This is a genomic window from Notoacmeibacter ruber (assembly GCF_003668555.1).
In the GTDB taxonomy this organism is placed as follows: domain Bacteria; phylum Pseudomonadota; class Alphaproteobacteria; order Rhizobiales; family Rhizobiaceae; genus Notoacmeibacter; species Notoacmeibacter ruber.
Genome location: NZ_RCWN01000002.1, coordinates 1 through 13,457 on the forward strand (window position 1 = coordinate 1; position 13,457 = coordinate 13,457).

The 13,457-nt window shown below is 63.5% G+C and carries 10 protein-coding genes; all 10 read left to right on the forward strand.

Going from position 1 to position 13,457, the window contains the following annotated elements:
* Positions 1 to 1,784 (forward strand): prodigiosin MAP biosynthesis protein PigD (gene pigD / locus D8780_RS15775; protein WP_121646604.1); only part of this gene is annotated, 1,784 nt, incomplete at its 5' end.
* Between the two features lies 1 nt (position 1,785).
* The gene (gene pigE / locus D8780_RS14575) at positions 1,786 to 4,323 is read left to right on the forward strand and encodes a prodigiosin MAP biosynthesis aminotransferase PigE (RefSeq protein WP_121646605.1); all 2,538 of its coding nucleotides are present in this window, start codon (positions 1,786 to 1,788) and stop codon (positions 4,321 to 4,323) included.
* An 8-nt stretch (positions 4,324 to 4,331) separates the two neighbouring features.
* A complete protein-coding gene (locus D8780_RS14580; RefSeq protein ID WP_121646606.1) occupies positions 4,332 to 5,351 on the forward strand; it encodes a methyltransferase in 1,020 nt (339 codons plus the stop codon).
* An 18-nt stretch (positions 5,352 to 5,369) separates the two neighbouring features.
* On the forward strand, positions 5,370 to 5,621 hold the full coding sequence (locus D8780_RS14585; protein WP_121646607.1) for a phosphopantetheine-binding protein: 252 nt from the start codon (positions 5,370 to 5,372) through the stop codon (positions 5,619 to 5,621).
* 24 nt (positions 5,622 to 5,645) lie between these two features.
* The gene (locus D8780_RS14590) at positions 5,646 to 7,295 is read left to right on the forward strand and encodes an aminotransferase class I/II-fold pyridoxal phosphate-dependent enzyme (protein ID WP_121646608.1); all 1,650 of its coding nucleotides are present in this window, start codon (positions 5,646 to 5,648) and stop codon (positions 7,293 to 7,295) included.
* Complete coding sequence (locus D8780_RS14595) at positions 7,288 to 8,898, forward strand: AMP-binding protein (RefSeq protein ID WP_121646609.1); 1,611 nt, start codon at positions 7,288 to 7,290, stop codon at positions 8,896 to 8,898. The genes D8780_RS14590 and D8780_RS14595 overlap by 8 nt, the downstream gene beginning before the upstream one ends.
* Entirely contained in the window at positions 8,895 to 11,381 is a 2,487-nt protein-coding gene (locus D8780_RS14600; RefSeq protein WP_121646610.1) for a polyketide synthase, read from the forward strand. The genes D8780_RS14595 and D8780_RS14600 overlap by 4 nt, the downstream gene beginning before the upstream one ends.
* Complete coding sequence (locus D8780_RS14605; protein ID WP_121646611.1) at positions 11,372 to 11,686, forward strand: RedY protein; 315 nt, start codon at positions 11,372 to 11,374, stop codon at positions 11,684 to 11,686. Before D8780_RS14600 ends, D8780_RS14605 begins: the two co-directional genes overlap by 10 nt.
* A gap of 2 nt (positions 11,687 to 11,688) precedes the next feature.
* Complete coding sequence (locus D8780_RS14610) at positions 11,689 to 12,390, forward strand: 4'-phosphopantetheinyl transferase family protein (protein ID WP_121646612.1); 702 nt, start codon at positions 11,689 to 11,691, stop codon at positions 12,388 to 12,390.
* Positions 12,387 to 13,457, forward strand: coding sequence for a nitroreductase family protein (locus D8780_RS14615; protein WP_121646613.1), 1,071 nt, complete (start codon positions 12,387 to 12,389; stop codon positions 13,455 to 13,457). The genes D8780_RS14610 and D8780_RS14615 overlap by 4 nt, the downstream gene beginning before the upstream one ends.

The window sequence follows — 13,457 nt, forward strand, 5'->3', positions numbered from 1 at the left end:
TCCTCGATGAACGGACGGACCGGCGCTGGACGCTGCAATATTACACCGGCTCGCTTGTCTCCAGCCTGATCTCGGCTTTCGAGACACTCGCGGAAGAGCGCGGCGTTCCTGTTCTGCGAGGGCCGAGTGAGCATTCTCTGGCCTGCGGCGCGATGGCCAACTGGCAGCTCTACGAGATGCCCTCCGTCACCATCATCACATCGGGCATGATCGATGAGTTTCGCGGCACATTGGCCAATTTGTGCGAAGCGCGCGCCCGCGGCTTCGTGATCTGCGCAGAGCAGAAGCCGGCGCAGTGGTACGCCTTTCAGTCGACCATCACGCCGGAGAACGACAGCCGAGAAATGTTGCGCGCCCGGCGCATCCCTTACGTCTATCTCGACGATCCCGCCGACCTGCAACGTGGGGTCGAACGCGCGCTGCGCCTCTATGACGAGAGCCTCGGCCCGGTCTTCATTCTGGCGACGCAGCAGGTGCTCAACGTCAAGGCGGCGGAGAAGACAACGGCCGAGGCACCCTCCATACCTGCGCCTGCCCCGCCGAAGCCTGACGAGAGCGCGCTTGTCCCGCTCCTCGAACTCATCAATTCGGGGCCGTCCCGGCTACTTCTCCAGCCTGGCAGGTTGCGGCCGGAGACGATGCGCCTGCTGGTCTCAATCGCAGACCGGGCGGGGATCGCGCTGGTCGACAGCATCATCCATCCCGGCACGGTGCCGACCCATCTGGATGGCGCGCCCTGCCCCAACCATCTCGGAACACTCAGCGTCTATGGTTTCAGCGACGCGGTGTACCGCTTCCTGCATTGCGACGGCCGTATCGCGCCGCGCGACAGCCAGGCGCTGATCTTTCTGGGCGACAAGATTTCCCAGGTCGTCACACCCTTCACCGAGGCCAAACTACACCGGCAATTTCAGATCGCGCAGGTGATCGACGAGCCGGGCCTGATCGCTCCCTTCGCGGACATCGCGCTGGTCGCCGATCCGCATGATGCGCTTCTGGCGCTGGAAAGCCGGCTTGAAGTGCCGCCCGATCTGCGGGCCAAAAGGCTGACCGCCATCGCCGCGGCGCGTGACGGACATGAGGATCTTTCGAGCTGCCTGCCCTCGCTGCCGATGACGCCGAACTACTTCTTCGGCGCGCTCGGGCGCCTGCTGACCGATATGATCGAGCGCGAGGGCTATGATTTCACCGGGCTCTACGATGTCGGCCGCTGCGGCGTCTCGGCGATCCGAAATCTGCCGAAAACGCGCACCGGCTTTTCGGGCTGGTACGGGCGCGCGCTTATGGGCGATGCCTATATGGCGACGCTCGCATTGGCGCGGACCTGCCCGACCGATCTGCTGACCTTTGCGGGAGACGGCGCACGCGCCCTGGTGCCCGACATTCTTCCGAGCCTTCTGGAAAACGCCCTGTCGAGCGGGCCGCGACGCGACCGGACAATCTCGATCTTCGTGCTGTCCAATAGCGGCCTGTCGGCGATCAACTCCTATCAGGAGCGCATCCTGTTCAATCGAACGTCGCGGCAGATGCGCGTCCTCAACATCGCCACGCCGGAATCGGACCGGGACATGTGCGGCTATCGCGTCGTGACCCGTACCATCGACCTGTTCGACCGCGAAGCCATGCATCGCGCCCTTCGAACACGCGGACGCATCAATCTGTTCACTGTCAATCTGGCTCATAACAATGAAGGAGATGGGATGTCGCTCGCCCATGTGAATGGCTGGCAGCAGCACCAGCAGGCGCGGCCAAAGCCGATGCGCGTTGCGCGAGAGGGCATCTGACATGCGCTTTGGCTTCATCGCCCATCCCACCTCGCCGCCCCTTAAGCGGTACGTGAAGATGCTCGACCTCGTGCAGCGCAGTTCGCACGATTTCCAGTCCGGCTATTCGCGCGATCTATGGTCACGCAGCAATCTCGTTCCCTTCATGAATTTCGACAGGGTCGTCAGCGCAAACGGCTCCGAGGCGAAGGGCGAGGTCCGCTATCTGCCGCTCACCGCCGAGGAGATGCTGAAAGACCCTTCCGGCAGCCTGCGCAGGGTGATCGAGGGCGCGGAGATCTATGCCAGCGAAGGTGTCGATATTGTCGGGCTCGGCGGCTTTACCTCCATCGTCGGACGCCGCGGCGCCGATGTCGCAGCGGCCAGCCCCGTGCCGGTGACGAGCGGCAACTCGCTGACCGCTTATGCCGGCTATCGCGCACTTTGCCAGATCCTCGACTGGATGGAGCTTCGGCCGAACGACCACCGCGTCGCGATCGTAGGCTATCCCGGCTCCATCGCATTGGTCATCGCGCGGCTGCTGCTTGAGGAAGGCCTCGAACTGGACCTTGTCCACCGCCCCGGCGCCAGCGCTGAGGACATGCTCGAGCATCTGCCGGAGCGCTGGCATAACAGGGTGCGGCTCAGCGGCGATATCGGGGATTTCTACAGCGAAGACCGGCTGTTCATCGCGGCCACTTCAGCGGGCGGCATCATCGACCCCAGCCGTCTTCTGCCGGGTTCGATCGTGATCGATGTCGCGCTGCCCCGCGACGTTTCCGAGCACGATGCGGCGACGCGCGACGACATTCTCATTGTCGATGGTGGCTGCGTCACCGCCTCGGACAAGGTGCGGATGGGCGGGGAGTCGCTGAACCTCTCCATCAAGCAGCAGCTCAATGCCTGCCTTGCCGAGACGATGATCCTGGCGCTCGAACAGCGCGCCGAAATCTATTCAATCGGTCGTACGCTCGAAACCGAGAAAGTATTGGCCATCGGCGAGATCGCACAGCGCCATGGCTTTGCGCCTGACCCCCTTGCCTCCTACGGCAGACGGATCGAGCCGGCACACGTCGCCAGCCTTCGACGCTATCACTGCAACGGCCATCGGTTGAACGGCGGCGCGCCGACGCCGTCCCCTTCGGCTGGCGATCTGCGCTCGCGCGAACATCACGATACGGCGCTCCGTTTCCGCCGCCATATCAATCCCTATCTGGCGGATTTCCTCCAGATGCTCCATTGCGACCGGGTTTTCGAAAAGGCCAAGGGCGCCGTGCTGACCGATACGGAAGGGCGCGACTATCTCGATTTCGTGGCCGGCTATGGCTGCCTCAATCTCGGCCACAACCCGCCCGCCATCACCGGCGCACTTCAAGATTTCCTGTCGGGCGACAACCCCAATTTCGTGCAATATGTCTCCTTCCCGAAGCAGACCTCGCTTCTGGCCGAGAGACTAAGCGCGCGGGTCGGCGGCGGTCTGGAACGGGTTTTCTTCTCCAATTCCGGCACCGAGGCCGTCGAAGCGGCGCTGAAGCTCGCACGCGCCGCTTCGCCGCACGACCGCATCGTGCACGTCCAAAACAGCTATCATGGCAAGACGCTCGGCGCGCTCTCCGTGACCGGGCGGGAGAAGCACCAGCGCTTTTTCCGACCGCTCGTGCCGGGCGTGGAGGCTGTGCCTTTCGACGATCTGGATGCCATTGAGAATGCGCTGCGTGGCGGCGATGTCGCCGCACTTATCCTGGAGCCGATCCTCGGCGAAGGCGGCGTTCTTGTTCCCTCAGACGGCTATCTGAAAAGTGCGCGCACTCTTTGCGACCGCTACGGCGCATTCCTTATTCTCGATGAGATACAGACGGGCATGGGCAGGACAGGCCGCTTCCTTGCCAGCGAATGGGAGGAGGTGCAGGCCGATATATTGTGCCTTTCGAAATCGCTGTCCGGGGGCCTGATGCCGATCGGCGCGACGCTGACGCGGGCCGATATCTGGGATCGCGCCTATGGCACTAGCGACCGCTTTCTGGCCCACAGCTCCACCTTCGGCGGCGGAAACATGGCCGCGACGGCGGCACTCGCAACGCTCGACGCGTTCGAGGACGGCGCGATTATCGCCAATGCGCTCGATGTCGGCGAATCCCTTCGCACACGGCTTCGCGAGGTCGCCGTCAATTTCCCCTTCATCGGCGAAATACGCGGCAAGGGCATGATGCTGGCGGTGGCGTTCGAAAGCGATTTCAGCGGCGCTGTGGCTGCCGGCGCGCATGAATTCGCAACGCGACTGCCGGGCGACTGGCACATGACGTGGAAGTTCCTGCCGGACCAGATCCGCCAGAACCTGCTGGACGCCATGCGCCACTTCGAAGGCACGCTCGGCGAAATGTTCTGTATGCGGTTCGTGACGAAGCTGGCGCAGGATCACGCGATCCTCACCTTCCTGACCGCCAACAGTTCGACCGTCATCCGCCTTCAGCCGCCGCTGATCCTCACACACGAACAGGCCGGACGCTTCGCCACGGCCTTCGAAGAAACATGCCGCGATATGTCAACGTTCCTGAATTGAGATTACCCATGGAAAACAACCTCGCGCGGGTTGGCGAGACCATCCTGTCCTTCTTCAACGCCCAGGCGCTCATCGCTGCCTTCGAACTCGGCATCTTTGACGCCATCGGCGATGGTGGAGCGAGCGAAGCGGAGATATACGAGCGCTGCGGACTGGCCGAGAAATCCGGGCGGCAAATGCTGATCGCGCTCAGCGCACTCGGCTTCGTCATTCGCGACGGCGAGCGCTATCGTCTGGCGCCGGGCATGGAAGCCTGTCTGCGTCGGGACGGATCGCAATATCTCGGCACGCTCGCGCGCCACGCCAACAAATTCCTCTATCCGCTATGGAGCCGATGCGCCGATGCGGTGCGGCAGGACAGTAACCAGCGCGCGGCGGTGTTTAACGACAGCCGTGACTGGTTCGAGATCCTCTATTCCGACCCCGAGGACGTGGCGGACTTTCACGCTTTTCTCAGCGTGTTGGCCGACCCTTTCGTCGAAAATTTCGTCAAGGGTTACGACTTCAGCCGTCACAAAGGCTTTCTGGATATCGGATCGGGCCGCGCCGCGCTGCCGGCCAAGGTCATCGCAGCGCATCCGCACCTGACCGCCGCCGTTTGCGATCTGCTGGAAGCCGCGCGCCATATGCGACAGGAACTGTCCGCCGCCGGACAACTCGACCGGATAGCCGTCTATGAGGGCGACGTGATCGCCGGCGACCTGCCCGAAATTCATGAAGACCTCGTCCATATGGGCTGGATGCTGCACGATTACGGCGTCGAGACCCAAAAGCGCATCCTGTCCAACATCTTCGCCGCGCTGCCATCCGGCGCCACCTTCATCGCCAGCGAGACGCCGCTTCTCGATGACCAGGCTGGCCCGGCCTTCGTCGCGCTTCTGTCTCTGAACATGCTCGTTTCGTCCGACGGCGGCATCGAAAGCACCTGCGCCGAATATCTTGAACGCTTCCGCCAGGCAGGCTTCGCAAATGTGCGCGCCATGCCGCTGGAAGGACCGCGCACCTTGCTCATTGGCGAGAAACCCTGACCAGGAGACCGACAAGCCATGGAAAAGAAAATTCTTTCGCTTCTCAACGAGAACTACGCGCTAGGCCTTGAGGAACAGCTCTCGCTCGACACGCCCCTGCTGGAACTCAACATTCTGGATTCCAGTACGTTTTTCGACCTCATCGAAATCATTCAGGCCGAGTTCGGCGTCACCGTGCCGCTGACCGAGATCAAGCCCGACAATTTCGCCAGCGCCCACGCCATCGTGCGGATGACGAACGATCTTCTGGCCTCCAGCGCCGCTGCCTGAACCACCGCACACGGAGACAAAGAGATGACCGATACTCAGACGACGCTCCAGGACACGCAGTTCGAGGACGCCCTAGCCCTGACGCTTTACGTCGTACAACAGCAGACCGGCTATCCGCTGGATCAGCTTGCGGCCGACGCCGAATTCGAGACCGATCTCGGCATCGACAGCATTGTCCAACTGGAAATCACCGCCGATCTTCTGGCCCGGTGCGGATTGTCCGCCGATAGCGGCAAGCTTTCCGGCACCGTCTCGATCAGCGAGTTGGCGCGCAAACTCGTCCTCGCGCTCGATGGCCGCCCCGTCCCCGCGCCGCCTACGGCAAAGGACAAGACGGCTGCGGATGGCGAGCTTCTCGACATGCTTCTGAAGACGCCGCACAACGCGCCGAAGGAGACGCCGACATTTCCTGCGCCGACGACTGAAACGCGCACCATGCGCGACTTCGCCGACGTGCCTCACCGCGACCTGTTCCATAAGGTCGAGGCATTTGACTCATTTTACAAAACCCAGCGCGACGCCGGTTTCTACTGGTACGGCATGCCGCTCGAAAGCCCGTGCCAGAACCGCGCGGTGATCCATGACGAGGTCAGCGGCCAACGCAACGAATTTCTGATGTTCGCGTCCAATAACTATCTCGGTCTGGCGAACGATCCGCGCGTGATCGAGGCGATACGCGATGCGGCCAGCCTCTATGGCGCGACCAATACGGGCTGCCGCCTGATCGGCGGCTCGAATGTGCTGCACAAGGAGTTGGAACGTAAACTTGCCGAGTTGAAGGGCACCGAGGATTCGATCGTCTTTCCGTCCGGCTATTCAGCCAATGTCGGAACGATCTCAGCCTTGATGGGAAGCCGGGACATCGTCTTCACCGACGCCCTCAACCATATGAGCATTCAGGACGGCTGCAAACTTTCCGGCGCGTCAAGGCGCATCTATCAGCACACCACGGGCGCACTTGAACGGGCGCTGGAGCGCAGCGCCGACGCCGATGGGGGGCGGCTGATCGTCACCGATGGCGTCTTCTCCATGCATGGCGACATCGTCGATCTGCCCCGCGTGGTGGAACTGGCGCGCAGATACGATGCCAAGGTGCTTGTCGACGATGCGCATTCGACCGGCGTCCTCGGCAAGACCGGCTCCGGCACCAGCGAGCATTTCGGCATGAAGGGTCAGATCGATCTGGAACTCGGCACCTTTTCCAAAACCCTCGCCGGTGTGGGCGGGTTCGTCGCTGCGCGCGCCGATGTGGTCGAATATCTGCGGTTCTACGCCAATTCCTACGTCTTCGCCGCGACCATTCCGGCCCATGTTGCCGCAGGGCTGATCGCTTCCATCGACATCATGAAGTCCGAGCCGCAACGCATCGAAACGCTGTGGCGCAATATCGGTCATCTGAAGAGTAAGCTGCTCAAGGCCGGCTTCGATCTGGGAGAAACCCAAAGCGCGATCCTGCCTATCGTGATCGGCGACGACCGCAAGACACTGGAAATGGGCCGTGCGGTGCGGGCGCGCGGCATGTTCTGCCAGACCGTCGTATTTCCAGGCGTGTCGGTAGGCGATGCGCGGCTGCGGATTTCCGTGACCTCAGAGCATACGCTGGAAGATCTGGATTTGGCCGCGCAGATCGTCATCGACAGCGCCGAAGAAGTCGGAGTGCAAACCCATGTCTGACCTCTCTTATTTCGCCGTGATCGACGGCCTGCGGGAGAGCGCCGCGCGCTTTCCCAACGCCCCCGCCCTCCTTGGCCCGGAGACGGTAACCTATGGCTCGCTCCATCAGCAGGCGTGCCGGATCGCGGCGCGCATCCAGCAAGCGGGCGTCAAACCCGGCGCCCGTATGGCGATCTGGACGTTGAAGGGGAACGACTTCATTACGGCGATATGGGGCGCGCTGGAAGCGGGGCTGGCCTATGTCCCGCTCGACCCTTGTCAGCCGAGCGCGCGGGCGGCTCAAATCCTCCGGGAGGCCGATCCGGAGGTCATGGTGGCGCACCCCGATCTCCTTTCCCACCTGCCTGGCGCGCTGCCGGACAGCCTTCGCCTTGTGCTGTTTGCCGATGGCGACACGACCCAACCGACGCCTGGGCTGCCTGTGTCTTCCAGCCGCCTCGGCGCACTTCCAGATGCCCCGCACGAGCCGTTCTCGCCGCTTCCCGACACGGTGGCGACGGTTCTCTTCACTTCTGGCTCGACCGGCGTGCCGAAAGGCGTTCAGCTCTCTTATCGCAATCTCCATGCCTTTGTCGGCTGGGCCGTCAGCGAGTTCGACCTGAAAGCCGATGACGTGATCGCCAATCACGCCAGCTTCCATTTCGATCTATCGACCTTCGACCTTTTTGCCGCCGCGAGAGTGCGGGCCGCCGTCTGGCCGATCCCAACGCCTCAGCAATCCAACATCGCCGCGATCTCCGAAGGCATCGGCCGATATGGCGTGACGACGATCTACGCCGTTCCGTCCATCCTGACGATGCTGACCCGCGCAAGACTCCTCGGTCCAGATGTCGCACCGACTCTCCGCCGGGTATTGTTCGCCGGCGAGGTGTTTCCGATCTTCGATCTGCAGGCATTGGCGGCGCAACTGCCAGAGGGCTGCACCCTCTACAATCTCTTCGGCCCGACAGAGACAAATGTCTGCACCGCCCATCGCGTGACCGAAGCGGATCTTGCGGGGGACCAACCGGTGCCGATCGGCAAGCCGCTGCCGGGCCAGATCGCCCATATTCTCGACCCCGAAACCCGGCTACCGGTGGCAGAGGGGGCTAAAGGCGAACTGGTCGTGGAGGGATCGCTGGTCACGCCCGGCTATCTCAACGTTGCCGACGAAACCATCAGGGCCAGCCATCGCGCCGGGCGGCACGCCACCGGAGATATCGTCTCGTCTCGCGATGGCGTTCTGCACTATCACGGGCGCATCGACCGCATCGTCAAGATGCAGGGCAACCGGGTGGAACTCGGTGAAATCGAGGCGGCGATCGTGCGTCACCCATCTGTCCGCCAGGCTGCAACCATTCACATAAGCGGGCCGCGCGGCAGCGATCTCGTCGCTTTCGTTTCCTGCGAAGCCGGCAGGTCGCCGCCGAACGCGATCGACCTCCTCAACCACCTCCGCACGCTTCTGCCCCGGTATATGCTGCCGCGCCATTTCAAGATCATGTCCACCCTGCCGCTCAATCCCAACGGCAAGATCGACATGCGGCAGCTGACCCACATCGCCGAGGATCAGTTCCTTCGTGCCCCGGAGCAGCGCAGGATGGAGGAGGCGGAAGACGCATGAACGCCATGCCTCTGGAGCCTCTTGCCATCGTCGCGGCCGCGCATCATCGCCCGGCGGAGATGGCGCCATTTCCGCCGCATCGGCTGGCCAAATGTGCGCCAGGGGTGGCTCGAAGGGCGGCCAATATGCAGGCGCGGCTGCTCGAACCGTCCCCTGTCCCTGCTTCGGCTTTTCGCATTCCACCGATCTTCGAGCGGGCTGTCTCCGCGCTGACCTTGAACCTTCTGTCGCTGACGCGCGAGGCGATGTGCGGGAACGCCGAGGAAGCGGCGTTCCGGTACGATCCGGACCGCACGGATGTCATTGTCGGCGTATGCGGCGGTTTCGACGCGACATTGCGCAATGCGCTGAAGGTCGCCGGCGTCTCCGCGCTCAGCGTGTCCGACGCCGAAACCATCGTTCGCAAGAAGCGGCTGCTTCAGGCGCATTTCGGATCGACCACCCACGACAAGGTCGGCGAGATGGCCAGCATCATTGCCGCGCGGATCGGGCTGGAGATCGGCGCGCATGGCCGCATCCTTGCGCTGGAAAGCGCCGAGGCAACGACATTCGCAGCGTTCGAAACGGCAGCGCTCGGCCTCCATTCGGGTGCGTCGGACACGGTATTCGTCGCGGTCGGCCAGCGCTTCGAGGGTGCTCATATGGCGCTGGCTCTGGCCGATGCGATTGGCGCAGGCATCCCGCTGATCGAAGGCGCAAGCGTCTTCGTCCTGAGGAGGCTCGATGACGTGCGCCGCGACAAGGACCCAATCCTCGCGGTGATCGATGGTTTCGCGAGCCGGCAGTCCGACCCATCCGGCCCGGATGCGGAGAACCGCAGGGCCGATTTGCAGACGCTCGTCGAGGCGCTTCCCGCCGACCGGGTGCAAGCCGCCTGCCCCGCCAGCGCCGAAGCGCTGAACCTGCCATCGCCTGAAGGTTTCGGACTGGCGCATGCCGGTGCCGGGGCCCTGGCAAACGCCCTGCCATCCCTCGCTGACGGCCAGTCGGCCACGATTGTCGGTCGCAGCCTTTACGGGCGGAGTTGGGCATTTCGCTTCCGCGGTCCCGCACCCTGGCAAGAAAGTGCGCCTGTCAGCGCCGACTTGGCTGCTTCGGTTATTCGGGAGCCCGTCGCCATTGTCGGGCTGGGCGCCAGCTACGGCCCGTTCATCGGACGTGAAGCGGTGTTGGATGCCTTCAAGGCGGGCCGTGACGGCATCGGTCTCCTGAGCGAAAAGGCGTTGCCGCGCCAAACGTGTTTCGACCAGAACAAAGCCATCCCCCTCTCCAGCTATGCAGAGATCGGTGGCGAATTGCGTCCGGCTGAACAAAGCGGCACGCCGGGTTCGCACGACGCACAAGAGGGCGGGACCGGTGCGGACCCTTGCCAAAGCCTTGCCTTCGCGGTCGCGAGCGAAGCCCTTAATCAGAACGGCGTGGCAGCAGGGTCGAAATCGCCATACCCGCTACGCTGGCTTGTCGTTGTGGCGGCACAATTATGCACCGGCGCGGAGCGGCAATATTCCAATATCTGCCATCAGGCGGAACTCGCCTCAGTTCTTCATCTTTCCGAAAGCGACACGCCCTCCCCCACAATCCCGCTTGCCGACCTCCTGCCCGCCGAAACGGCCAGGCGGCTTTCCGCCGAATTTGGACTGAATGCGCCCGGCATCGCCGTTGAAAGCGCCTGCGCCTCGTCACTCGCCGCGCTCGACATTGCCATGCGGCAATTGCAACTCGGCCTTTGCGACGCGGCGCTTGTCGTGGCCGCCGAGCTTCCCAACAATCCGCGCGATCTGACGCTGTGCTCGGCGCAGCGCATGTTGTCGAGTGAACGTATCTCCCCCTTCACCGAAGAGGCCGACGGTTTTTCGCCCGGAGACGGCGCGGGCGCGGTGGTGTTGCGGCGGCTTTCGGATGCGCAGACCGGACAGGCCAACATTCTGGGTGTGATACGCGGCATCGGCGGCTCGTCAGACGCCATTTCCTTCACCGCGCCCGATCCGCGTGGCCAAATCTCGGCGATGCGCAGGGCGCTGGAGGATGCCGGCATTGAACCGTCCACCATCGCCTATGTCGAGGCCCACGGCACCGGCACGGTCCGCGGCGACCGGATCGAGATCGAGGCCCTCAACGCCGTCTACGGCGAGCCGGTCAGACATTGCGCGCTCGATCATCAAAACAGGGCCGGCACCGGCCTCGGCTCGGTGAAATCGATGATCGGCCACAGTTTCGCCGCTGCCGGTATGGCGGGGATGATCCGTGCACTCTGCATGGTGGAAACGGGCCAAATCCCACCGACCATCCTGCGCGGCCCGGTCCACCCCGATCTCGGCCTCGAACGTGGACCCTGGCGGCTCTCGGACAAGCCTCAGCCTTGGGCCGACGGCCCGGCGCCGCGCCGCGCCGCGGTCAACACACTCGGCACAGGCGGCACCAATTTTCACGCCATCGTCGAAGCGCCCCCGACGCAACAGTTTTCGGAGACACAATGCAACTGATCGTCCACAAGATCCGACTTCTCGCCCAATCCTACGCCGAGCGTTTCGAAGACTGGGTGCAGACAAGCGACTACGCCGCATGCCCACAATTGCCGAGCCTCGTCGCTTTCTCCGTACAGCGCGCGGAGCCGGGTGCCGATTTCGACTATTTCGAAGTGATCACCGTGACATCGCTTGAAGCCTTCGAGAAAGACATGCGGACCGATGTTTTCGATAGCCTGGTCGCGGCCTTTTCCGGCATGGCCGAGGTCCAGGAGGAGATCATCGGCACACGGCTCGGCGAAGGCTACGTACGGTCGCCCTGACAATGCCAACCGCGCCCGTCCTCTCACAAATCCGGCTCGGCGGCCGAACCGTCTTCCTGCTGAACTTCGCCGATGAGACGGCAGGAGCGCTTGAGACGCACGCCTGCGACGTTCTTTCGCGCGACGAACTGACGTTGTGGCGGGGTTTTCCGCTCGCCCGAAAGCGTCGTGAATGGCTGGCAGGGCGGATGGCCGCAAAGGCCGCTCTTCAGGCCGACCGGCTGGAGAGAGGATTGGAGCCGCTACCATTTCGGACATTGCCGGTCTTGCCGGACGATGGACGCAGCGGGCCAGTCCAGTCCCCGCTGGATGGCTGTCTGACCATTTCGCACTCCGGTACGATGGCGGCGGCTGCCCATTCGGATACGCCCATCGGCATCGACATTGAGCGGCTGCGGGCTTTCACTCCTGCCGTAATCCAACAGTTTGTTTCACCTACTGAATCTCGCCTGCTTGGCCCCTGCCCTGACGATGATCCCCGGCTGACGCTGCTCTGGAGCGCCAAGGAGGCCGTGCTGAAAGCGCGGCGGGCGCGAAACCTGACCAAAATCCGCCAGATCGAATGGCGGGGTTGGAACTGTAGTGGCGCGATGGAAATGCGCGAGCACGGCCTTCCGGTTTCCGGTGTCTTCGCCGGCTTTTGGCGCGGCCATGCCGTCGCGGTCGCCTCCGCTCGTCGATTGCCCGAAGCGAGGGCGGCATGACCGATCCGATAGCCGCTATCAGGAACGCTGCCGCGACCGCCCGCTGGGCGCCCTCCTCTCACAATTCCCAGCCCTGGCAGGTCGAAATCGAGCCGCTGAACAGCATGGAGATGCGGCATGTCCATATCCGTCTCGACGAGACGGCGCGTCTGCGCGCTCTCGATGCGCTGGATGACGAAATGGCGATCAGTCTCGGCCTTTTCGCCGGAACTTTCTGTCGAGAGCTGGGTTCGGCGGGCGTGCCATATCGCGTCAGCGCCGATCCCCCCACCGCGCTGACGATAAGGGTTGGTCCGGCCCCATCGCGAAAGCCGGAGAAGGTCCAGGAACGAACGGACGAGATCAGGGCACGCCGGACCAGCCGCGGCGCTTTCTCCCCGCGTCTGCTGACCGTATCGGATCGCAAGGCTTTGCAGACCCGTCAATGGACCGGTCTGGGCATCGGCACGGCGGCCTCGGTCCAATTGCTTGAGGATGCCGTCCTGCGTCAGAGCGTCGCCGGGTTGCTCGAACGGTATGGTGCACAGGACTTTTCCCATTTCGCCGCCTGGTCGGAGACATACGCTCACATCAAATTCGTACCAGCTTCAGCACTGCACGAAGGGCGCGGCTTCTCCATCGAGTCGATCCTTGGCCCGCTCTCTCCCATGCGTCGATCACTGATGAGAATCGTGCTGCACCCTGTCACGATGCAGTTCTTGCGCCCGTTCGGGCTTCCCCGCGCCATGGCGCGGAGCCTGGCGGAGCTGGCCTTCGGCTCCCCGGCGCTCGTCGTGCTCGTGGCAGAGGACACGCGGCCCGAATTTTTCGATCTGGTCGAAACGGGAAACAGACTGGCCGAGATATGGCTCACCGCCGAGCGGCAGGGATTGTGCCTGCATCCGCTCAGCGTCCTGCTGCAGCATCCAGACGCCCGGCAGGCGTTGCGACAGGCGCTCGGACTTTCCGGCCAGCCCGTCTTCATCGCGCGGGTGGGCGAAGCGCTTCAGCCAGCTCCGCCATCGCCTCGCATCCCGACCGATGCACTCGTCACCTACCGTCCGCCCGCCGCAACGGCGGCCAGCTAG